This is a genomic window from Alkalicoccus halolimnae (assembly GCF_008014775.2).
Taxonomy (GTDB): domain Bacteria; phylum Bacillota; class Bacilli; order Bacillales; family Salisediminibacteriaceae; genus Alkalicoccus; species Alkalicoccus halolimnae.
Genome location: NZ_CP144914.1, coordinates 700,428 through 723,051 on the forward strand (window position 1 = coordinate 700,428; position 22,624 = coordinate 723,051).

A 22,624-nucleotide genomic window follows, 5' to 3' on the forward strand; every position below is an offset into this window, starting at 1 on the left:
TTCGAGGGGTGGCGTTTTTTTGTGTGCACATAAATTTGGAAGGGGAGAAAAAACATGAAAAAATATCAGGGGCTTATCGTCCTTTCAACGGCTGTCATGCTTACAGCCTGTGGAAGCGGAGAAAATGAAGCAGGGAATAATAACGCTAACGAGGAAGCGGCTGAAAATGCCGGTGCAGAGAAAACGAACGAAAATGAGGAAGCTGCTGCTGAAGAAAATAATGAAGAGAACGCAGGGAGCACCGACAGCGACGATAACAGCGGAGAAAATGCCGAAGCGTCCGGAGAGTTTCCTGTGACGATCACCGATCATGCCGGCGAAGAAGTGACTATCGAAGAAGAGCCGGAATCAATCATTACGTTGCAGCCAAGCGACACGGAGACTTTGTTTGAACTTGGTGCGGGTGACCGGCTTGTCGGAGTATCCGAATACTGCAATTATCCGGAGGAAGCATTGGAAATTGAAAATGTGGGCGCCCAGGATATGGATGCAGAACGCATTCTCTCTCTTAATCCGGATCTGATATTCGTCAGCGGTTATCATCACAGCAGCCACGCGGATATTCTTGACCAGTACCGCGAAGCAGGAATAAATGTGGTCGTCGTTGAAGGTCCCGAATCGTTTGAAGCTACATACGAAACGATTGAAATGCTCGGAGAAGCGACAGGAACGACGGAAGAAGCCGAAGCAACAGTTACAGAAATGAAAGAAGGCATGACAGCATTAGCAGAGCAGTCAGAATCGATAGAAGAAGAGGACCGGAAAAAAGTCTGGGTGGAAGTAGCTCCGTCTCCGGACATTTTTACAACAGGTCAGGGAACTTTTATGAATGAAATGCTGGAAACAATCAACGCCGAAAATGCCGCGGCCGACTTTGAAGGCTGGGCAAGTGTCACCGAAGAAGAAATTGTTACGCTTGAACCTGATACGATCGTCACGACATACGGCTATTACGTCGATGATCCTACCGCAGAAATTACGGAGCGTGACGGCTGGGATTCCGTACCTGCGGTCGAAAATGAAGATATTTATAATGTTGACAGCGATACCGTAACCCGCTCCGGACCGAGACTGGTTGAAGGGGCGGAAGAACTTGCCGAAGCGGTTTATCCGGATGTTTTCGAATAAAACCTGGCTTTATTATGCGGGAAGTCTCCTGCTTCTTCTCGGGGCCGTCACGTTTGGGCTCTTTTACTCCAGTGTGACAGTGCCGGTTTCTCAGATAATGCAGATTCTGTATGCAAAAACATTCGGCCTTGAGCTTCCGGCAGAGCTTCCTGCCAACCAGGCTGCGATTATCTGGGATATTCGGCTCCCGCGCGTGCTTCTTGCTTTATTTGTAGGAGCATCGCTTGCACTTGCAGGCGCCGCCTTTCAGGGTCTGCTGCGAAATCCGCTTGCCGATCCTTATACGATCGGAGTTTCTTCAGGGGCGGCACTCGGAGCTGTTTTTGTTATCTTCTTTCAATTTACGATTGCAGGACTGGGAGGTTTTACTCTTCCAGTTGTTGCGATCCTATCCGGCTTCCTGACATTGATGGTTGTTTTCGGACTCGTCCGCTTAAGCAGCCGCAGTATGGCTATCGAAACGATTATTCTTGCAGGCATTATTACAAGCGCCTTTATCGGCTCGATTGTTTCACTTATTATTTCCCTTGGAGATCAGAACGAGATGACCCAGATTATCTACTGGCTCTACGGAAGCGTCGGCATGCGGGGTTGGAGCTTTGTGCAGCTGATCATTCCGTTTACGATCGCCGGAGTTCTTCTTCTGCTGACCCGTTACCGGGAACTGAACGCTCTCGCACTCGGGGAGGAAGCCGCCGGCCATATCGGAGTGAACGTTAAGCGCGGCAAAATCTTCATTTTGGGAGGTGCCTCCCTTTTAACCGGGGCAGCGGTAGCTGTTTCGGGGACAATCGGCTTTGTGGGCCTGGTAATTCCTCACCTCGTCCGGCTGATAACGGGACCCGACCACCGGCATGTCCTGCCTTTATCCATGATCGTAGGAGGAGCTTTTCTCATATCGGCGGACATTCTGGCGAGAAGCATCATCGCTCCGCAAGAACTGCCGATCGGCGTCATTACCGCGCTGATAGGTGCTCCTATATTTGCGCTGCTGCTGATTCGAAATCGGATAGGAAAGGGGAAAGCTATATGATAACAATTGAAAATATAACTGGTGGATACAGCAAAAAACCAGTGATCGACCAGGTTTCCCTCGAAGTGGATACGGGTGAATTTTTTGGGCTTCTCGGTCCGAATGGAAGTGGAAAGACGACACTGTTCAAGCTGATGAGCGGCGGACTGCCAGTAATGGACGGCACCGTGTTTTTAAACGGGAAATCCGTCCTGCACATGTCCCAGCTCGAACGGGCGCGTCATATAGCGGTTCTTTCCCAGGAAACGAACGTTTCCTTTGATTTCACAGTAGAAGAGATCGTCCGGCTCGGCCGCTATGCTTTTCAGAAAGGACTGTTTAAAACCCTCAGTGGTCGGGATAAAGAGCTGATCGATGAGGTCATGGAAATTACTTCAATCACCTGTTATCGGCATCAGCCTTTCCACATGCTGAGCGGCGGGGAAAAGCAGCGCGTTCTCCTTGCTAAAGCACTCGTCCAGGAGCCGGAAGTGCTGCTTTTGGATGAGCCGACGAACCATCTTGATATTAAACATACATTCGATCTGCTTGACGTTCTGAAAAGGTGGCAGGAAGAACGCAAACTGACCATATTTGCGATTCTCCATGATTTAAATATAGCTGCCCTCTACTGTGACCGCGTAGGCATTCTTCACGAAGGCAGGCTCACGAACGTCGGTTCTGTGGATGTTTTAAGGAAGCGGAGCGAGCTGGCAGAAATTTACGGAGTCGAAACGTGGACGCAGCCTCACCCGACTCTCGCAAGGCCGCAGCTGCTTATGAATCCGCATAAAAAGAAGCAGGAGCCGCTTTCGCTGCTCGAGGACTATTCATTGGAGCAGACAGAGGACGCGATAAGACTCTCTTTTCCGCAGCAGCTTCGGACAATCTCCAACGGTGTGGCAGGAGAAGGTATTCAATGGATGAAGCACTTTGTCAATTTCCACGTTGACAAACAATACGACAGCCGTACACCGAAAGAAGACGCGGAGCAGTGGCTCTTAAAACGGGGGCTGCCGGTAGAACAGTCGATCGGAATGATGACCGCCGTCCACCTGGAAAATGCCGTTATGAAAGAAGAGATTATTCACGGCAGTGCGATGCTTGTTCTCGTCACTGCAGGAACAGGAAACGCCGTGGATATAACGTGCCGGAGCACGGAAACGGCGGGAGAAAAAATCGGAACGATCAACACCTTCGTTTTTGCAGATGCCCATTTGACAGACGGAGCTCTCGTGAATGCATGCATGTCAGCGACTGAAGCAAAAGTAAAAGCGCTCCACGATGAAATGATCCGGGATCCAGTAAGCGGAACGATGGCAACGAGCACTTCCACGGACAGTCTTGTCATTGGTGTCACCCAGCAGGGAACGCGGACCCCTTACGCAGGTTCCGGTACTGCGGTCGGGAGCGGAATCGGCCAGCTCGTTTACGAAGCAACGAAAGAAGCGCTGCAGATGGACCGCAGCTGGAAGGAAGCCCGCCCGTGATCTTTTATACGACGGGCTTTTTGCTCGTTTCCGCCGTCCTTGTCGATTTAGCAGTTGGAGACCCCCGCAGAATCCCACACCCGGTGGTGATGATGGGGAAGTGTACTGCACGGCTCACAGCCCGCTGGAATGTGGGCTCGGAACGGGAAAAAAAGCTGCGGGGCACATTACTCGTTTTCTGTATCGTCGGTAGTGTATGGGCGGCCTCGGCCACCCTTCTCGCTGTCCTGGCTTTTATACATCCGCTCCTGGCAGCGGCGGCAGGCGTATGGCTGACGTCAACAACTATAGCGGTGAAAGGCTTGAAAGAGGCAGCAGAAGCGGTCCGAAAACCGCTTGAGGAAAAGAATCTTTCCGGCGCCCGGAACTCGCTTTCGATGATCGTCGGCCGTGATACAGAAAAATTGGAGGAATCAGAAGTAGTCCGGGGCACAGTGGAAACGGTAGCCGAAAACACGGTGGATGGAGTGACGGCCCCGCTGTTTTGGGCACTGATCGGGGGCGCACCGCTTGCTCTTGCTTACCGGGCTGTGAACACGCTCGATTCCATGGTCGGATATAAAAATGAGGAATTTTCGTCATTTGGCTGGGCGGGGGCCCGTCTTGATGATCTGGCAAGCTGGCTTCCGGCAAGGTTGACTGCTGCGGCGATGCTGGCAGGCGCCTTTTTTGTTCCCCATTCCCAAAAAAGGACTGGACTCCGTGTACTTCTCCGGGATGCCGGAAAGCACCCAAGTCCGAACAGCGGGTGGACAGAAGCTTTAACGGCAGGTCTGCTCGGAGTGAAACTCGGTGGAATTAACTATTACAAAGGAATACGGTCCGAACGCGCAGAAATGGGGGAAGGGACGCGACCTCTTAAAGCAGATGATATTTCCCGCTCGGTTCAATATTTATACGCTGCTGCTATCATATTCACTTTACTTTGCGCTGCCGCAGCAATAACTACCGGCTGGCAGATACCATTCGCTGGAAGATAAAAGAGCTTATAAAAACTCAGCATCTGATAATATCAGCTGCTTTTATTGAGAAAAATTTACTCCTGCCCCCTCCGTGGAGATCTTCTTCTTCCACTGACCTTCGTCGGTTTCCGCTTCGTTTTTCTTCACGGAAAGAGAAGTTCTTCTGTTTTTTATTTCGTAAAACCGGTGCCAAGGCGAACAACACGGAGCTTGAACAGAGTCACTCATGCAAAAGCCTTGCGCCATGCGGCATGAAAATGGACTTCTACAGGAATGGAACTTCATCTATACAGGTAGGGTCAAAGTTGTTCAAACGGGAGTCATCTTTATTAGAAGACAGATGCTGCTCTGTCTTTTTACCGTAAGCTGTAGTGGACATGGGGCGACTCCGGCCCGCCCGGAAAGCGTCCCCATGGAAACGAAAGCTGCGATTAAACAAAACATAAACTGAAAAATAAAGTTGACCTTATGTAAAACAGCTTCAAAAGAAAGCAAAGCAGCAGCGTAAAAAAAGCCGATAATGGTACAAAGGAGGATTTTGAATGAAATGGCCGGATCATGGCGGACAGCCTCATCTGCTGCAGAAGCAGCTACATATGAAAACGGACGAACTGCTTGATTTCAGCGCCAATATTAACCCCCTCGGACCGCCGGAATGGCTGGAAGAAAAAGCAGCGTCCGCGCTGAAGCGAATGCACCTCTACCCGGACCCGGACTATCCCGAAGCAGTCCACGCCATTGCAGCGGCGGAAGGAGTGGAGAGAGAAAACGTTCTTTTGACTAACGGAGGCGCAGAGGCTATTTTTCTGGCTTCCCGCCTGATAAGCGGAAAAAAGGCCGTCATTATCGAACCGGCTTTCAACGAATACAGCCGCGCCTGTTTTCATTACGCGACGGAAGTAGAAAGGTTTTTTTATAAAGAAGATTTCACTTTCCCGATAGAAGAAGTGATCAAGGCAGTTCCAAATGCTTCAGCGGTATTTATCTGCCGGCCGCATAACCCTTCCGGGACGGTCATGCCGGAAACGGAAGTGCACAGGCTGGCGGAAGAAGCATCCAAACATCATACCTACCTTTTCATCGACGAAGCCTTTATTGATTTTCTTCCGGAAGAAAAGCTGACATCGTTCATTGCTGATTATCGATTTGTCGTGCTTCTCCGTTCTTTTACAAAAATCTTTGCCGTCCCCGGACTGCGCTGCGGGTGTGTCATCGCCGATGCGGAAGTAATCGCAGAATTGAAAGGATATCAGCTTCCATGGAGCGTCAACGCTGTAAGTGAAGCCGTGATTCCTCCGATGATGGAAGATGAGGCATTCATCGATCAAACGATCACCTGGCTGAGAAATGAGCTTCGCTGGATCGACGGGCAGCTTTCGGAAAAAAGGTGGTATCGAAGCGGTTCCCGGGTGAACTTTTATCTGCTTGCAGACAAAACGATGGGAGATCAGGAACCGCTCCTCCGCTGGCTGATGAAAAAAGGAATCGCTGTCCGGCATACCTACAGTTTCAGCGGGGTGGATGGAAGAGCGGTACGTACTGCTGTAAGAAGCCGGAAAGAAAACGAAAAACTTGTCGAAGCTCTGAAAAGCTGGGAAGATTTATGATGATTACTTTTATATCTGGAGGAGCACGATCCGGGAAGAGCAGTTTTGCTGAAAAGCAGGTGCTTGCAAAAAGCAGCGCCCCTATTTTTGCAGCGACCGGAAGACGCAGCGATCAGGAAATGGCAGAGCGTATTGATCGTCATCAGCAGGACCGCCCTAATTCTTTCATAACGAAAGAGCCGGGGTTTCACGTGAAAAAAGTTTTTCAGGAAACGGATCACCATGGTGTGATACTCGTGGACTGCCTCACTGTCTGGCTGGGCGAGGCGTTATTTCGACAGCAGATGACCGTGGAAAAGGTGGAAAGCGAAGTGCGTGGGTGGCTCGATATTATAAAAACAAAGAATCTCGACGTCACCTTCGTCTCAAATGATATTAACGAAGGGGGACTTCCTCCCGGGACGGAAAACTACGTCCGCACCCTCGAGGAGGTACATAGAACAATTATTAAACAGGCGGATACGGTCGTGCAGGTTCGTGCCGGAATCCCGTTTGTCTGGAAAGGAGGGCTGTAAATGAAAAACGCGTCAGCCGGTTTCCTTCTGTCGATGCAGTTTCTGACAAGAATCCCTGTGCCGGTGGAAGTTCCCTGGAATGCGCAGACAAGCCGCTGGGCGCTTAGGGCTTATCCTCTTATCGGGCTTCTTATTGGCCTTATCCCAGTCCTTTTCGTATGGATGGAGGTCTCTTTCTCTCCGCTCGTTCAGGCGATGATGATCGTGACTTTTTTTGTGTGGATCAGCGGCGGGCTGCACCTTGACGGCTGGATGGACGTCTTTGATGCAGCAGGTTCCAATGCTCCTTTGGACAAAAAATGGGAGATTATGAAAGATCCCCACGTAGGCAGTTTCGGAATTGCAGCACTTTTATTTCTGCTCGGCTGGAAAGTAGTGCTCGTTCACGAACTGCTCGTGCAGGAGGCTTCTCCGCTGATTTTCATGATTTATCCTGCTCTGGCGCGCTGGAAAGCAGCTGTTCTGCTAACCGTTGTGCCCGCCGCGAAGCCGTCAGGTCTGGCGCATACATGGCAGAAGCATATTACCGGAAAGGATGCCTTTTTAGCCGGGGTGCCTTTTGCAGCTGCTTTTATTTTTTCGGGCTCCTTTCTGTTTATATGGGCGGCTTTCGGAGCCGGAATATTCCTCGTGCTTTATCGATTATGGATCTTAAAACATTTTAAGGGCATCAACGGAGACCTCGCAGGAGCTTCGATTGAAGGAGGAGAATTATGGACACTGTTCATTCTTTGGATCTTTATCTCGTCCGGCATGGTATAACGAAAGCAAACCAGGAAAAGCGTTATGTCGGCTGGACCGATGTCTCTCTTGCAGAAGAGGCACCAGCTCAGCTGGAAGATCTCCGCCGGCTGACAGAGGATTCCGACTGGGAGCATATCGCTGCAAGTGACCTGAAGCGGTGCAGGGAGACGGCGGATATAATCGTGCCTGATCGTTCCTATAAAACAGAGGCACGGCTGCGGGAAATGGATTTTGGGAGCTGGGAAATGAAAACCTATAATCAGCTCCAGAACGATCCCCGCTATAGAAAATGGATTGGAAACGTGGAGAAGGAATCTCCGGAAAATGGGGAAACGATCCAGGCTTTCCGGGAACGGGTTGATGGCTGGCTCACCGATTTTCTAAGTACGTATCCGAAAGGGCGGGTGCTCGTTATTACACACGGAGGGGTTATCAGACAGCTTCTTTTGTCAATGCGGGCGGTCGAAACGTTCTGGGAAAGAGCTATACCGCACGGAAAAGCGATGCTGCTCCGACTGGAGTTTAGAGAGGAGAGCTGGACATGCATGTCGTTATCGGTGGTGCCTTCGCCGGAAAAAGAGACTATGTAAACCGCCTGTACCCGGAAGCGGAATGGATCCCGCCCGGGACGAATTATACACCTGAAAGGGTGGAAACCGTAATTTTCGGGATAGAAAACTGGCTGCAACAAGGCCGTACGAGCCAGGATTTCTGGAAGTGGCTGCATCTGCTGCAGGCAGCGGACGTCGTTCTGATTATAGAAGAGATGGGACAGGGAATTGTACCGGCAGATGCAGGGGAACGGCACGTCCGGGATGAAAACGGCTGGCTTTCCCAGCGCGCCGTAAGAGAAGCAGCGACAGTGGATTATTTGTGGCACGGGCTCGTAAAGCGCTGGAAAGGATAAAATATTGAAAACCATCTGTACTCTTTTCCGTTTTTCCGTGTACAATTTACTGGAGAGACGAAGGAGGAAATTTATATGCTGGCATATGCTGCACTCGTATTAATTATCTGGCTCATTCTGTTCGCATTGCTGAGGGCTACCGTATTTATTACTAAACGTACATGGAAACAGGATCTGAGACTTACATTTTTTCAGGCAGTTCTGTTAACGATTCTCCTGCTTATAATGGTTCAATTTACGTAACCATTGGTGTCAGCAGGGCTTCTCCCTTCATGTTGATGAAAAGGCATGTTAATATGAAAACACTATATGAATATAGAAGGAGGTTTTCAGAAGTGGCAGAAAAAATGAATGTCGAAAGTTTCAACCTTGATCATACAAAGGTGGAAGCTCCTTACGTACGGCTTGCTGGAAAAGTGGAAGGATCAAAGGATACGATTTACAAATATGATCTGCGGATCTGTCAGCCTAACGAAGAGCATATGGACATGCCTAGCCTGCATTCCCTCGAGCATATGATGGCGGAATTCAGCCGTAACCACCATGACCACATTGTCGATGTATCCCCGATGGGATGCCAGACCGGTTTTTATTTAAGTCTCATTAACGATGACAATTATGATGAGGTACTCGAGCTTGTTGAGCAGACGCTGCGCGATGTTCTGGAAGCAACAGAAGTTCCTGCCTGCAATGAAGTGCAGTGTGGATGGGCTGCTTCGCATTCCCTCGACGGAGCGAAAGAAATTGCTTCAGCGATGCTTGCGAGAAGAAGCGATTGGACAAACGTATTTAAAGAAGTGTAGCAGGGCTCCCGGTGATGGTCGATCACCGGGTTTTTATATTTTAAGGGCAAAATGAAAACAAAAAGGAAACAAGGAAAGAGGAGAGGGTAGATCATGAAAACAGCTGTATTTGCACACAGGGGATATTCCAGTAAATATCCTGAAAATACGATGCTGGCTTTTCGTAAAGCAGTAGAAGCCGGAGCTGAAGGAATCGAATTGGATATTCAATTAACTCAGGACAGGGAGCTGGCCGTCATTCACGACAGTACTCTGGATCGGACAACAGACGGAAGCGGCCTTGTCCGGGAAAAAACGTTAAAGGAACTCAACAGGTATTCCGCAGGCAGCTTGGTGAATCCACTGTACCGGGAAGAAAAAGTTCCCTCATTGGAAGAAGTGCTGCGCTGGGCTCAGAAAAAAGAACTGACCTTGAATATTGAGCTGAAGCATGACCCGGAAGACAGGGAAATTATCGCAGAAGAACTGCTGCGGCTGCTGCAGGTTCTTCCTCAAAAAAACTCCACGATCGTCTCATCCTTTGACCATGAAGCCCTTGCGTATATAAAAGAATCAGAGGAGCATATCGTAACCGCGGCCCTATCTTTAGGATTATTAATCGACACTGCCGCCTATCTGAAAAAGTACAATATAGAAGGATTTCATTACTATTATCCAATGCTTTCATCAAAAGATGTGAAGAAGCTGCTTCACCATGGGGTGAAAATGCGGCCTTTTACAGTTAACGATGCGGAAAGTTTAAAAGAATGCTACCAATCAGGATGTACTGCTGTCATCACAGACGATCCGCACAGAGCATTAATACTGCGAAATCGATAAATTCTTCGGAAAGCGTCCCCATGGAAACGAAAGCGTACGTTGATCGCTTATCTCTTTTATTTTCAAGGCAGCCATAAATAAAGCGCTGGTAAAGTTCGTTAAGAAAAGGTAACTAAAACAGCGTGAAATCAGTATCTGATTCTGTGAAAAAAGCAGCAAAATTTTAAGTGTTTTCAGCTTAATTCCCCTTGTATTAGGGAATATTACCTTAGCAGTGGAGTGAAACAGGGAGGCGGACGGAATGACAGCTAAGAAAAACATCCTTGCAGGCGCAGCCGTAAGCATTATCTGGCTTTTTTCAGCAGAAATAACGATAGTAGAAATTGCGTTTACGCTTTCTTTTTTAGTATTGATTCCGCTGCTGTTACATATCGCAGTCCCTGGCAATCCTGATCTGCAGGCGGAACGATGGCTGGCATGGCTATCCCAAAGGTCTCTGCCAGCTGGAATTTTTGGAGTTGCATCGGTAACATTTGATTCTCTCGTCCTGTCTGTTTTATGTGCCATTGTATGGATGATTTTTACGATGGCTGTTGCAGCATGCGGAGCCGTACGTTTATACAAAATTGGTATCTTTCCTGCGGAGGAAACGATAATTAATATAGGTCTTTTATTTGCCGGAGTGGGAGGGATGTGGCTGCTGCTTTCGGAGGCAGGTATCCATCGCCTTCTTCCATACGATGAAGTGACGATGTCTCTGACAGCGGTTCACTATCATTATTCTGCTGTGGTCGTCCCCATATTAACAGGAGCATTCGGGCGCCTTCTTGTATCCGTGAATACATTCCCGGGAAAACCGTACCAGGTTTTGGCTGCAGGTACTGCCTTTGGTTCCCCGCTGATTGCACTCGGTGTTATTCAGGGGCCGCCGATGGAAGTCGTCTATGTGGCTGTGTATGCGTCACTCTTATACTGGCTCAGTGCATGGTGGCTGTTTACGATGCCAAAAATGACGTGGCGGGTACGAGCATGTATCGTGACTTCTTCTTTATCCCTTATGATATCGATGGGGGTCACTACGCTATATGTTATCGGCATAGCACTGGATACGACAATTATTTCTGCAGGGATGATGTTTTACTGGCACGGAGGAGTGAATGCTGTTGGTTTTTCCCTGTTTGGGGTACTTGGCTGGTATCTGCTCGGCTCTCTGCCTAAAAGGGCAGGGACAGATAAAGGAGCCGAAGCACTCTCCGGCAGGGCAGCTCAATCAGAAAGGAGGGAAAGAAGTGAATAAACGCATTATAGTCGGAATTTCGGGTTCAACCGGTCCAATTTATGGAATCCGCCTGCTGGAAGCTTTAAAAAATACGCCGGTGGAAACTCACGTCATAATCAGCGAATGGGCTGAAAAAACAATACAAATTGAAACAGACTACACAACTGCCGAAGTGAGAGCGCTTGCTGATTTCGTCCATCCACCGAAAAATCAGGCGGCTAAAATATCAAGCGGTTCTTTTCAGACAGATGCCATGGTGATCGTGCCGTGCAGTATGAAAACACTCAGTTCTGTCGCCCACGGTTTTGCGGATAACCTCATATCCAGGGCAGCTGACGTAATATTGAAAGAAAAGCGCCAGCTGATTATGGTACCGAGAGAAACGCCGCTTCACGACATTCATCTTGAAAACATGCTGAAACTATCCAGGATGGGCGTTGTTATGATGCCTCCGATGCCGGCTTTTTACAATAAACCGGAGACGATCGATGACATCGTCAACCATACCGTTTCAAGACTGCTTGACCAACTGGGTATTGATAACGACCTTGTCGGAAGGTGGCTTCAGTAATATGTGAACAAAGTCTGCTGAATGAGGAGGATAATCAGGGACTTTTATGTAATAATGGAAAGAGAAAGGCAGTGTCCATCAATTGCTTCTTTGACTTATCAGCGGAAGCAGATAACCGGAATTTGTCTGAAGTCCGGCAGAAGTATATATTAATTTTGAAAGGGTGGTATGGATGAGTGTACAGGATACGCAGAATTTAATTACAGAAATGATGCAGCGTCTGGAGGAAGATGAGAACTTTATTACAGAAGAAAGCGGGGAAGCAAGAAAACGATTTTTTGAATCCGGGACAGAAATCCTCACTACAACGGATAAAATTGTTAAAAGTTACATACGAGTTCCAAGGGACAGCAGAGAAATCGAAAGAATACCGGCCTACCGGGTACAGCATAATAACATTGCCGGATTTTATAAAGGCGGTATTCGATTCAGCGAGGTTGTTAATGAAGAGGAAGTAGAAAACCTGGCTATTTTAATGACATTGAAAAATGCGCTTCATGACCTTCCTTATGGGGGCGCAAAAGGGGGAGTCGTGGTTCATCCAAACCATTACTCCGACCGGGAACTGAACATGATCGCCAAAAAGTACGTGCAGCGGTTTTCACCGGATCTCGGCCCCACTCACGATATTCCTGCTCCGGACATGGGTACGAATGCCCAGACTATGGACTGGATGGTCGGGGAATACAAAACGATCAACCCCGGAGAGAATTACATGGGAGCCTTCACCGGAAAAAGTGTTGATAATGGCGGTGCGAAAGGGAGACGGGAGGCTACCGGAAGAGGAGTTTATCACAGCTATAAATGGCTCGTACACGAATGGGCAAAATCGGTAACAAACGAAAATAACGTGGCAGATGGGGTTTACCGCAAGCAGTGGCGCACGCTCCGCGAACTGGTGGAAAAAGAAGAAAACGGAGAGCCGATCACGGTGGCGGTTCAGGGTTTTGGTAACGTCGGCAGCGTTGCAGCAGAAATGGCTTATAAATGTAAGGATCTCACACACCGTATTACAGCAGTGAGCGATCATCAGGTTACGCTTCGTAATCTTCAGGGACTGGATATACCGACGCTGATTGAATACCAGTTAAAACACCGCGAACTCCCTGCTAAACAGGAACTGCTGAATGAGCTTGGGGTGGAAGCGGAAATTCTCGGCCGGGATGCACTCGTCACGCAGGAAGTTGATGTAATGATCTTTGCAGCCATTGAAGATCAGATTGTTGGTAGTAATAAAGATAAAGTATCTGCAAAAGTAATGGTGGAAGGTGCCAATGCCCCTATCGATCAGGAAGCAGACCGTTACCTGCATGAACAGGGTAAAGTGGTCATCCCGGATATTCTGGCGAACGCCGGTGGTGTTATGGTTTCCTATATTGAGTGGAAGCAGGATCGGATTACAGAATTGTACAGTGAAGAAGAAGTCCTGGGGGATATGCTCAAACATATGGAACAAAGCTGTGAAAAAGTTTTTGTTTCTTATTTTACCGAAGGATTATCAAGTATCCGGAATACGTGCTACATGCATTCGTTAAAAAGATTATTCAAGCTTCTCTATCGCCACGGAAAATTATTTTAAGTTTTTAACCCGGAAGGCTGCTGCTTTCCGGGCTTTTTTAATGTTATTGATTGTGCGGAGAGTCCTCATCGGGCTGCAGGAATTCTACTTTATTCCCGTCGGGATCACTTGTCCAGCACTGTTCATTTTTGCCGATGCCCCGTTTAGGTTGAACGTCAAGCGTCCATCCATTGGAAGTCAGGTGATCGGCCGTTTTCTGCACGCTGTCAACGAGCAGGCAGATATGATGAGGGCCAATTTCTTCAGGTTCAGGCTTGTGACTGGTGGAACCTCCGTAAAACAATTCAATATACTGTTTCGGAGCTATTTTTACGTATTCTATCCATGGCTCCCCGTTTTCCTTAGCGGCACTGAATGCATGCTCCAGACCAAGAACACCGCAGTAGAATTGAAGCGATTTCTCCATGTTTTTTACTGTGAAAGCTGCATGGGCAAGACCTTTAATCATAAACGCATACCTCCTTATCGAATGTGTCCCTCATTATATCGTTCTGCTCGTTTTAGATACAGCCCCAATTCTCGAATTTCGGCCTTCTTCAGAAAGCGCTGTTAAAACATTCTGTTGTTGATAAATACAGAAAACTCCGCTTCGGCCTGCCGTGGAGGAGATTTCCAGCTTCCTGATATGAACGAAACTGTCAAGAGAAGAACTCCCTTTGCCATTGGTATTACATTTTGCCCGACTTAAAGAACCAAAGCCTTTCGGCTTCTTTTTCAAGTTTTCGTGTTCTTTCGGATCGCTTGAATTCCTCCTCTTTTCTTTCGGCGTGCCCGTAAAGGTAAGCACACGGCACGAAGGCAAAAATAGTGGCGACGGTTCGCACTCTGATATCCGTGGGTTCTCACATGGTCTCTTTCCGGATTAAGGACGTTTCCACTAACTCGGGACGTGCGTTCATCCGGTGAAGCCGGACTAGCACAGAGGAAGCACGTGGATGTTCCTTACCGGTCTTTCCCCTTTGCCTTCGAGCCCTGGGCTCATCTATCGGGTGTATTTCCGAGAAGAAACGCATTACATTTGGTCACTGGCGGGTGGCAACGGGTCGATTTCTCGAGAGATCGCCCAGATGAAACCAAGGAGTTCCCGAGCGACGGCAGTAACGGCTTTGTGACTTTCTTTTCCTTTGGAGAGCAAGCGGTAAAATTTTTTATGAAGCCGGTTTTGCGCTTTCCAGGAGATCAACTGCACTGCGGGAGAACTGCCAACTTGTCGCTTTTTCAAGTCTCCCTTGACCGCCGGGGAATAGCGGTAACTCCACCCTGCCTCCACCAACAAACGACGTATATGCCGATTGCCGGTTTTCGTAATGCCTCCCTGATTCCGCCGTTCTCCGCTCGAGTATTCGGAGGGGACGAGGCCAGCGTATGCCATCAATTGTCCGGGAGTGCGGAACCGATGAAAGGACCCAATTTCTGCGACAATTCCGATGGCTGTAATGAGTGCCACCCCTTTGAGGCATTGAAGTGCCTGAATCATGGAGGCGTGCACACCTTGGATCGACTGGGTATAGATTTCGTCTTCCAGCCGTTGCACGCGTAGTTCCATTTCCTTGAGCTGATGGTAATATTCCCGGAAAACGACCCGCAGGGTATCCTGAGAGAACTTCAGTGTATCTAACCACTCTCTGTATTTTTTCGTTTGGCGCTTTACGCCTTGCGGCGGTCGAAGCTCGTGGCGCAGGAGAAACTTGCTCAACCTTTGACGGGCCCGAAGTTCATCTTCTTTTGCATCTTCCCGGCAACGCACCAGATCGCGCAGTGCTTCATCTGCTTCCGTCGGCACGTAAATCGAGGTTAACTCTCCGGCACGATACAGCTGTGCGAGCCGAAGCGCATCCCGACGATCTGTTTTCACCCGCTCACCCGGTCGTTGGGGAATGAGAGAGGGGGCGATAATGTCACAAGAGATACCGAGAGAGAGTAGCAGCCGATACAATGGATAGCCCGTAGGACCGGCTTCATAACAGACACGCAGACGATCCGATGGACCGAGTTTACGCATCAACTTTCGAACATTTTCTACCGTATGCGGGATGGTGCCCCAAAAGCGAGGAGCATCTCGACCTGCATCGGCGATCGCAACAGCAATCGTGTTCTTGGAGACGTCCAGACCAACAAATTTTGTGGTATCATTCATGATAAGCTGGCTCCTTTCGTAATGTAGCTCTGATGGGATAAGAGGTTCTTACAGATCTCTATACCCGATTAACCTACGTATTTACGGATAGGGTGCCAGTTTCGTTCATGATAACTCGGGCTTACGCCCTGCGGGATCTTCCAATCTCCTTCTTCCACTGGCGTCCGCCGGTTTCCGCTTCGTTGTAATTTTCCACTACAGAAAGCCTGCTGGTTGAATCAAGAAGGTGCCAAGGCGATTTTTCAAGACGCCTGCGGAAAAAGAAAGCAGGAAGATCCTCCCGGACGACAGGCCCTCCAATAACAACAGGGAGCTTTAACAGAGCCTATCTTTAACAAAGGCACTCATACAAAATCCTTGTACCATGAGGCATGAAAATGTCCTTCTATAGGAATGGAGCTTTCCCTTTATACAGCAGGAATGAATAATTGTCAAACGGAATCTTCGTTATTAGAAGGCAGCTGCTGTACTGTCTTTTTTACCGTAATCTGTAGTGGAGATGGGGCGGCTCCCGGGCGATGAAGGACGAGTCCCACTCCGCCTGACGAAAGGGAGGACGGAATCAGCTGAGGCCGGCCCGCCCGGAGAGTCCCGATAGAAGCGGAGGCGCACGCTTATCGCTTATCTACTTTATTTTCAAGGCAGCCTTTAAGAAAGAAATATTGTTTTCAAATTGAATGATGAGGGTAAACTGCATAATGTAAGGTAAAAAGAAAGGTGTGGCATTCATGCGGAAAATACGAAAGCTGATTTTTATAGGACAGATGATCGTCATGGCGTGGCAGCTGATAAAAAAGTTTTTGAAAAAATAAATAGCTTTATTCTAAACAAGGAGAGTAGATAAAATGAGTAAAATTGCATGTGTAATGACAAATATGTTTGAAGATTCGGAGTACACTTCTCCATTGGAGGCCTTTAAAAAGGATGGTCATAAAGTAACCGTTATTGGAGACGAAAAAGGAAAAGAAATAACGGGTAAAAACGGAGAAGCAAAAGCGGAGACTGACCTGGGAATTGCCGATGCCAGCCCGGAGGATTATGATGCTTTATTTATTCCGGGAGGTTTTTCTCCGGACATGCTGCGTGCTGATGAAAGGTTTGTAGAGTTTTCGAAGCATTTCATGCTGAAGGAGAAGCCGGTTTTCGCTATCTGTCACGGGCCTCAGCTTTTAATTACCGCAGATGTTCTCCGCGGCCGTAAACTGACAGGGTTTAAGTCTATTTTAATGGATCTGCGCCATGCAGGAGCCAACGTTTATGATGAAGAAGTAGTGGTCTGTGATAATCTTGTTACGAGCAGAACTCCCCACGATCTGGAAGCATTTAACCGGGAAAGCCTGGCTCAGTTAAATTAAAGGCCTGGAAATTCATAATTAAAAAAGACCACTCATCAAGCAGCCCCGCCGGAATACTCTTTTCCGATGGGGCTGCTTTTACAGCGGACGGGTTTAACAGAGACACTCATGCGCCGCACTATCATGGATGAAAACGACCCTCTACAGGAAAGGGATTTACTCTTTATACAGGCGGAAGGATGTTCAATAAGGTGGATCTTTATTGGAAGGAAGCTCCTGCTCTGCCTTTATAACTGTATATACGCTGCAGGGGACATGGGTCGACTCCCGGGGCGATAAAGGACGATTACCACTCCGCCCGACCCGGCCAAAGGGAGTACGGAAGTAGCTGAGTCCGGCCCTGAGCCGGAATTTATCGCTTATCTACTGTATTTTCAAGGCAGCTGAAAAAAGGAGGAGACAGACTATGAAAGCAGACATTGTATGGATTCATGCCTATGTTCTTCCTATGACAGGGAAGTATGGAGATTTAACAGCGGATGGGGCAGTGGCTGTTAAAGGAGAATATATCGTAAAAACAGGGCCGACAGACGAAGTAATGAGAGAAGTGCAGGCAGAAGAAGTCGTTGATGCTTCCGGAATGCTGCTTATGCCGGGGCTGATCGATGCCCATATTCATACGAGCTGTGCGATCGCGCGTGGCACGGCACAGGACATGGATCACTGGATGCAGAAGGGCCTCTGGCCGTGGATGCAGCATATGACGCTGGAGGATGCCCGGGCAGGGTCTGAATTAAATATTATTGAAGGAGTAAAAGCGGGAACGACGACATTCGGCGACTACAATGCTGATATGGATCAGCTGCTCAGCCGCTATGCTTCCATCGGAGTGAGGGTTGCTGCTGCGGAAATGGTAAACGAAATTCCAAAAAATATCGGAGATCTGCCTGTCGAAGATATGTACCCTTTTGATTCTTCCATAGGAGAGAAAAAGCTTCAGGCCAACATCAAGCTTTATGAAAAATGGCACGGAGCGGAAGACGGGCGTATATCTGTTATGTTCGGGCCGCAGGGGCCTGACATGTTGAGCCTCGATTTACTTAGACAGACGAAAAGAGAAGCAGAACGTTTCAATACGAAAATTCATATGCACGTCTGTCAGGGGGACAGAGAAATATTTCAGCTTGAAAAACGTTACGGAAAACGTTCTATTCCCTTTTTGGAAGAAGAGAACTTTTTAAATGAACGGCTGGTTGCAGTACATTTGACGGAAGCGACACAGCAGGAGACAAAAAAGACCGCCGAAAGCGGGGCTGCCATGATAAACTGCTCAGGAAGCATCGGTATTATTGACGGAATTGTACCGCCTCTGGAAATGTTTACACAATGCGGAGGCAGGGCAGCTTTAGGATCGGATCAAGTCCCCGGCAATAACAGCAGCAACATGTTTAATGAAATGAAATTCGCTGCGATCCTTAATAAAGTAAAAGCGAAGGACCCGAAAGTTTTTCCGGCTATAAAAGCGCTGCGCATGGCGACGATTGATGCAGCTGCCGTCCTCGGTCTGGATCAGAAAATCGGCTCGCTGGAAGCCGGCAAAAAAGCAGATATGCTTGTTATAGATACGCGGAAACCTGCCTTAACTCCGGTTCTAATGCACCCTGTGGAAAATATTATTGCCAACCTTGTATACGCAGCCAGAGGGGAAGAAGTCCGCGATGTTCTGGTAGATGGAAAATACATTATGAAAAATAGAGAACTGCTGAATGTACGCGAAGAAAACACAGTTCAGGAAGTGCAGCAGCGGGCAGAAAAGCTTGCTGAAAGAATAAGGACATAAAAAGAGGAGCTGTTCCACGGAAATGATGGAACAGCTCCTTTATCTTTACGCTTTTTCCCAGGTTGCATTCAATTCTACATTTGCTGCTTCCAGAGTAGTATAAACAGGGCAGCGGGCATCCGTTTTTTCCTTAAGTTCCTGAATCCGCTCATCTGTTTCGTCTGTAGTGACTTTGGCATTGATGTCCACTTTCTGGAAATAAGGTCTTACATCAGCTGTACCCATTAATCCTCGTGGATCAAGTTCGCCGTGAATATCGAAAGAGATGCTTTTCAGGTCGAAATCCATCTCTTTTGCGACCATATTCGCGATCACGTTCTCACACCCTGCAAGAGAAGCGAGCATATTACCCAGTGGGTCCGGTCCTTTGTTGGTGCCTCCCATATTTTCAGGTTCATCAATAGTAATCGAGTGTCCATTTGCGTTCAGGTCAGCTGTCATATTTTCCGTACTGCCCTGTACACGGAACGTCATTTTATTATCCATAGTATCTTCCTCCTTAGATGTTTCTCTCCCCTGCTATTACCTTTCTTAGCGTTTATTAAACTGTCAAAGGCTTATAAAAAATCTTATTAAGACTTTTCGCCGGTCAAACCAGAGAAATGATTATTTATTCAGGGGCGACTTCTCCTCTTTTTTTCTATGCCAAACGCGGGGATTTATATCTGAAGCTGATTCGGCAGAAATGCCGCCTTTCATTTCAATAACACGGGCACCTTGAGTTTTCTCCGGCCTTCCCCTAAAATGTAGTACGTTCGTTAATTTTTCAGAAGAAAGTTGGAATGAAAGTGTGGGAGACACTGAACGTTATAGGAACAATAGCTTTCGCTTTGAGCGGGGTCAACGTCGCTCTGGAGGAGCGATATGACTTAATGGGTGTTTATATACTCGGGTTCATAACTGCTTTTGGAGGAGGAGCTGTAAGGAATCTGCTTATAGGTGTGCCGGTATCGGAGCTTTGGGAGCAGGGGGCACTGTTTACAGTTGCTTTTCTCGTGATGACCTTTGCTTTCGTTTTTCCGAGGATGGTTCGTTGGACGCTGCTGAGAAGAGGAATTTTCTTTGATTCTATCGGTCTCGGCGCTTTCTCCGTACAGGGAGCACTTTATGCGCAGTCAATGGGACTGCCGTTAAGTGCAGCGATAGCAGCGGCTGCTCTCACAGGTACGGGAGGCGGCATGATCAGAGATGTTCTCGCGGGCCGCAAACCGCTGTTTCTGCAGAAGGAAATTTACATTGCCTGGACCGTTATTCCCGGTGTTGTAGTAGGGCTGGGGTGGCTTACATCTCCCCTGGAACTGCTTCTCGTAGTAGCAGCCGTTGTTACGTTAAGACTATGTTCCGTTTATTACGGCTGGTCTCTTCCGAGCAGACTGCCGGAAAGAAGTATATAAACGGTCATTCAGACATAAAAAAGAGCTCCGACCCAATGGGGAGGAGCTCTTTTTATAAACCTTATTACAGCGCCATGCCGTCCGGCGCGTTTGTTACAACAACAACGACTTTGCCCTGGTCGAGCTTTTCTTCCAGTTCATTAGCCATGTCTTTAGAAAAGCCGACTTCTTCAAATTTAGCACGAAGCTCGTCGCCTTTTTTGCGGAAAATGTTTTTAGCAGATGTGCCGAAATTCATATCGTCCGCACCGACAGTATTTGCATCAGCATTGTCTGCGACGCGCTCTGTACGGTCATCATCGTGGGTTAAAATATAAATATCATCTTCGCTGACACCTTTTTCCTTGATTCCCGTAACAGCGTCTACTACTTCCTGATCATTATAAAACTCTTTGTACAATGGTTGCATATTGAGTCATTCCTCCAGTTCAGATTTAAAAAAATCCAGGCTCACAGCTGTGAGCCTCTCACTCTCATATTTACCATTCTGGGCCATTATTCAAACCTCTTTTTTAAAAATAGGTCTTTTAAAGTCCAGTGTTGATAAATGTGGAAGACTCCGCTGCTGCTCTGCCTTGGAGGAGATTTCCAGCTTAACCGGACCTGCGACCTGCGCCGATGAGGTATGTCTTAACAGTTATGCTTCAGGGCAGCGTGTCGATTAATTTTTCTGCTGCTCTTCGGTACAAATTGCTCTGGTGGATAAAGCTGAGAATGAGGAGCACCTGTTTTACATAAGGATCGTTTATGTGTGCTTCCAGCTCATGTTCGAGCCGGTCTGCCTGATCTTTCATCCGGGTTTTTGTAGCTTCGGTGTTCTGCTCCGCAATAGAAATATAATCTCTGTAAAGGGTGCGCACCGATTCGAGATTTTCAGGATCGGTTAAATCAGCCTGGTCAAGCGTTTGTTTAATATCCTTCAGGGAGAGAGCACCCTTCATTTCGTAGATTAAACTGATAACCATCACATGGTCTTTCGTATAGCGTTTATTTTTACTGGGAAATAAAAGGCCGCTTTTCGCATAGTTGTTGATCATTGTTTTCGTCATGATTTTTTCTTTTTCTTCTCTTTTTAATTCTTTAAATGTCAGTTCAAAAAGCTGGATGACCTGATCCATATATAAATCGAGATCGGGGAGCTGCTCTACCTGTACGTGCCGGTCCAGCTTCAAGTCTTTCAGCGTATCATCAAGTGCCATGGGTATCACCTCCTGTACCCAGTATACCTTTTCACATCCGCCCTGTTAATGCCGGCTTCCTGGAAACATTGAGTTCTATTGCCGGAATAGGTAAACAGGAAACCGAAGAGTATAAACTGGAATAATATTTCTCTGTGTGATATCATGTAGTTATTATAACTACGTAACAAAGTATCGAAGGAGGGCGTATGAGTACCCATACATTCACTAAAAAAGAGGAAGTAGCTAATTCCGTTACACATGGAATCGGAATCCTGATAAGCATTGCTGCTATGATCATTTTGATCGCAGAAGCTTCGGCATTCGGAAGTACGGTTCACATCGTCAGTTTTTCCTTATTCGGAGGTTCTATGCTGCTGCTCTATACGTCCTCAACGCTCCTTCACGCACTGCCGGCAGGAAAGGTAAAGGACATTTTTGAAATCATGGATCACGCGTCCATTTATTTCTTTATAGCAGGCTCCTATACGCCGTTTTTATTTATAGCTGTTCAGGGATGGCTCGGATGGACATTATTCGGAGTAGTCTGGGGAGGCGCGGTCCTTGGTACGATATTAAAATGCTTTTTCGTGAAGAAGTACATGTTTATTTCCACGCTCGGTTACATCGTTCTCGGGTGGCAGATGGTATTTGCATGGGGGGCGATTACGGAAGCGCTGCCCCCTGCAGGGTTAACCTACCTTATAGCCGGAGGTATTTTCTATACCGTTGGTGCAGTTTTTTACATGTGGAGAGGGTTCATCTACCACCATGCGGTCTGGCATCTCTTTGTACTTGCTGGGACGGTCGCTCATATTATTTCTGTATTTACACTGCTTCATATCTAAACGTCCGCTTATTCCATTACAGACGGCGTCCAGGAGGATCTTCCTGCTTTCTTTTTCCGCAGGCGTCTCTGCCCTGGCACTGGTTTCTACCTTGGTACTTTCTTGATTCCACCAGCGGGCTTTCTGTACTGGTAAATCACAACGAAGCGAAGTTTTCTGTATGTATCAACAACAGATTTGGCTCTTACGAACTTTTGAAGGAAATAAACTATATCTGACAAAAAACTAATTTACCCCTTGAAACTTCTTCCGTTTAAGCCAGGCCCACCAGCTTTTAAAGTAAAGTTATCTTCTGTCATCGTAAGCCGGAAAGCCAAGTCCCCCTTTTTCACGTAAGAGCCACAGATTTTAACAGAGACCCTCATGCAGGATTGCTGCACCATGAGGCATGAAAATGGCCTTCTATAGAAAGGGAATTTATCCTCTATACAGACGGAAGGAGGTCAGAAGGGGGCTTGTTTATTTAGAAGGCAGCTCCTGCTCTGTCTTTTTACCGTAAGCTGGAGGGCACATGGGGCGACTCCGGGGCGATGAAGGACGGGCCGAAGATACATCCCTCCCGACCGCAGGGAAGAA

The 22,624-nt window shown here is 47.8% G+C and carries 24 protein-coding genes; 19 read left to right on the top strand and 5 right to left on the bottom strand.

From position 1 onward, the window contains the following. Positions 1-54 precede the first annotated feature (54 nt). The 15 genes from FTX54_RS03100 to FTX54_RS03170 all read left to right on the top strand — a co-directional run bounded on the left by FTX54_RS03100 (position 55) and on the right by FTX54_RS03170 (position 13,356). The gene (locus FTX54_RS03100) at positions 55-1,128 is read left to right on the top strand and encodes an ABC transporter substrate-binding protein (RefSeq protein ID WP_147804939.1); all 1,074 of its coding nucleotides are present in this window, start codon (positions 55-57) and stop codon (positions 1,126-1,128) included. Next, the gene (locus tag FTX54_RS03105) at positions 1,115-2,161 is read left to right on the top strand and encodes an iron chelate uptake ABC transporter family permease subunit (RefSeq protein WP_147804940.1); all 1,047 of its coding nucleotides are present in this window, start codon (positions 1,115-1,117) and stop codon (positions 2,159-2,161) included. The genes FTX54_RS03100 and FTX54_RS03105 overlap by 14 nt, the downstream gene beginning before the upstream one ends. Continuing rightward, positions 2,158-3,630 carry an adenosylcobinamide amidohydrolase gene (locus tag FTX54_RS03110; protein WP_147804941.1) on the top strand — a complete coding sequence of 491 codons (1,473 nt, stop codon included), beginning with the start codon at positions 2,158-2,160 and terminating at the stop codon, positions 3,628-3,630. Before FTX54_RS03105 ends, FTX54_RS03110 begins: the two co-directional genes overlap by 4 nt. After that, a complete protein-coding gene (gene cbiB / locus FTX54_RS03115) occupies positions 3,627-4,610 on the top strand; it encodes an adenosylcobinamide-phosphate synthase CbiB (protein ID WP_147804942.1) in 984 nt (327 codons plus the stop codon). The genes FTX54_RS03110 and cbiB overlap by 4 nt, the downstream gene beginning before the upstream one ends. Positions 4,611-5,134: 524 nt before the next feature. After that, positions 5,135-6,199: a pyridoxal phosphate-dependent aminotransferase gene (locus tag FTX54_RS03120; protein WP_147804943.1), complete on the top strand. Its 1,065-nt coding sequence runs from the start codon at positions 5,135-5,137 to the stop codon at positions 6,197-6,199. Beyond that, positions 6,196-6,714, top strand: a complete 519-nt coding sequence (locus FTX54_RS03125) for a bifunctional adenosylcobinamide kinase/adenosylcobinamide-phosphate guanylyltransferase (protein WP_147804944.1) — start codon at positions 6,196-6,198, stop codon at positions 6,712-6,714. The genes FTX54_RS03120 and FTX54_RS03125 overlap by 4 nt, the downstream gene beginning before the upstream one ends. Beyond that, entirely contained in the window at positions 6,715-7,476 is a 762-nt protein-coding gene (gene cobS / locus FTX54_RS03130) for an adenosylcobinamide-GDP ribazoletransferase (RefSeq protein ID WP_147804945.1), read from the top strand. Continuing rightward, on the top strand, positions 7,428-8,048 hold the full coding sequence (locus tag FTX54_RS03135) for a histidine phosphatase family protein (protein ID WP_147804946.1): 621 nt from the start codon (positions 7,428-7,430) through the stop codon (positions 8,046-8,048). The genes cobS and FTX54_RS03135 overlap by 49 nt, the downstream gene beginning before the upstream one ends. Next, the gene (locus FTX54_RS03140) at positions 8,000-8,365 is read left to right on the top strand and encodes a bifunctional adenosylcobinamide kinase/adenosylcobinamide-phosphate guanylyltransferase (RefSeq protein WP_147804947.1); all 366 of its coding nucleotides are present in this window, start codon (positions 8,000-8,002) and stop codon (positions 8,363-8,365) included. Before FTX54_RS03135 ends, FTX54_RS03140 begins: the two co-directional genes overlap by 49 nt. 75 nt (positions 8,366-8,440) lie before the next feature. Beyond that, positions 8,441-8,608 (top strand): hypothetical protein, encoded by a 168-nt coding sequence (locus tag FTX54_RS03145; RefSeq protein WP_187254655.1) that lies wholly within the window; start codon positions 8,441-8,443, stop codon positions 8,606-8,608. A 53-nt stretch (positions 8,609-8,661) separates the two neighbouring features. After that, complete coding sequence (locus tag FTX54_RS03150) at positions 8,662-9,168, top strand: S-ribosylhomocysteine lyase (RefSeq protein WP_147804957.1); 507 nt, start codon at positions 8,662-8,664, stop codon at positions 9,166-9,168. 93 nt (positions 9,169-9,261) lie between these two features. Next, entirely contained in the window at positions 9,262-9,987 is a 726-nt protein-coding gene (locus FTX54_RS03155; protein ID WP_147804948.1) for a glycerophosphodiester phosphodiesterase family protein, read from the top strand. A 241-nt stretch (positions 9,988-10,228) separates the two neighbouring features. Further along, positions 10,229-11,224, top strand: a complete 996-nt coding sequence (locus FTX54_RS03160; RefSeq protein WP_147804949.1) for a YndJ family transporter — start codon at positions 10,229-10,231, stop codon at positions 11,222-11,224. Continuing rightward, positions 11,217-11,777, top strand: a complete 561-nt coding sequence (locus FTX54_RS03165) for a UbiX family flavin prenyltransferase (RefSeq protein WP_246125699.1) — start codon at positions 11,217-11,219, stop codon at positions 11,775-11,777. Before FTX54_RS03160 ends, FTX54_RS03165 begins: the two co-directional genes overlap by 8 nt. 172 nt (positions 11,778-11,949) lie before the next feature. Beyond that, positions 11,950-13,356 (top strand): Glu/Leu/Phe/Val family dehydrogenase, encoded by a 1,407-nt coding sequence (locus tag FTX54_RS03170; protein ID WP_147804951.1) that lies wholly within the window; start codon positions 11,950-11,952, stop codon positions 13,354-13,356. Between the two features lie 43 nt (positions 13,357-13,399). Here FTX54_RS03170 and FTX54_RS03175 read toward each other — a convergent pair whose 3' ends face one another. Together FTX54_RS03175 and FTX54_RS03180 are read right to left on the bottom strand one after the other, a co-directional pair. After that, positions 13,400-13,804 carry a VOC family protein gene (locus tag FTX54_RS03175; protein WP_147804952.1) on the bottom strand — a complete coding sequence of 135 codons (405 nt, stop codon included), beginning with the start codon at positions 13,802-13,804 and terminating at the stop codon, positions 13,400-13,402. 564 nt (positions 13,805-14,368) lie between these two features. Further along, complete coding sequence (locus FTX54_RS03180; RefSeq protein WP_147805360.1) at positions 14,369-15,493, bottom strand: IS110 family transposase; 1,125 nt, start codon at positions 15,491-15,493, stop codon at positions 14,369-14,371. An 845-nt stretch (positions 15,494-16,338) separates the two neighbouring features. On the opposite strand from FTX54_RS03180, the gene FTX54_RS03185 reads away from it, so the two are divergent. Together FTX54_RS03185 and FTX54_RS03190 are read left to right on the top strand one after the other, a co-directional pair. Further along, positions 16,339-16,848 carry a type 1 glutamine amidotransferase domain-containing protein gene (locus tag FTX54_RS03185; protein WP_147805083.1) on the top strand — a complete coding sequence of 170 codons (510 nt, stop codon included), beginning with the start codon at positions 16,339-16,341 and terminating at the stop codon, positions 16,846-16,848. A gap of 406 nt (positions 16,849-17,254) precedes the next feature. Further along, on the top strand, positions 17,255-18,628 hold the full coding sequence (locus tag FTX54_RS03190; protein ID WP_147805082.1) for an amidohydrolase family protein: 1,374 nt from the start codon (positions 17,255-17,257) through the stop codon (positions 18,626-18,628). Between the two features lie 45 nt (positions 18,629-18,673). On the opposite strand, the gene FTX54_RS03195 is transcribed toward FTX54_RS03190, so the two are convergent. Then, positions 18,674-19,114, bottom strand: coding sequence for an OsmC family protein (locus FTX54_RS03195; RefSeq protein WP_147805081.1), 441 nt, complete (start codon positions 19,112-19,114; stop codon positions 18,674-18,676). 296 nt (positions 19,115-19,410) lie between these two features. Here FTX54_RS03195 and FTX54_RS03200 point away from each other — a divergent pair, with 296 nt between their 5' ends. Beyond that, on the top strand, positions 19,411-20,022 hold the full coding sequence (locus tag FTX54_RS03200) for a trimeric intracellular cation channel family protein (protein WP_147805080.1): 612 nt from the start codon (positions 19,411-19,413) through the stop codon (positions 20,020-20,022). Between the two features lie 64 nt (positions 20,023-20,086). Here the strand turns inward: FTX54_RS03200 and FTX54_RS03205 are convergent, their stop codons facing one another. Next, complete coding sequence (locus tag FTX54_RS03205; RefSeq protein WP_147805079.1) at positions 20,087-20,431, bottom strand: general stress protein; 345 nt, start codon at positions 20,429-20,431, stop codon at positions 20,087-20,089. Positions 20,432-20,666: 235 nt separating this feature from the next. Continuing rightward, on the bottom strand, positions 20,667-21,221 hold the full coding sequence (locus FTX54_RS03210; RefSeq protein ID WP_147805078.1) for a DUF1836 domain-containing protein: 555 nt from the start codon (positions 21,219-21,221) through the stop codon (positions 20,667-20,669). A 188-nt stretch (positions 21,222-21,409) separates the two neighbouring features. Here FTX54_RS03210 and trhA point away from each other — a divergent pair, with 188 nt between their 5' ends. Further along, a complete protein-coding gene (gene trhA / locus FTX54_RS03215) occupies positions 21,410-22,048 on the top strand; it encodes a PAQR family membrane homeostasis protein TrhA (protein WP_187254670.1) in 639 nt (212 codons plus the stop codon). Positions 22,049-22,624 lie beyond the last annotated feature (576 nt).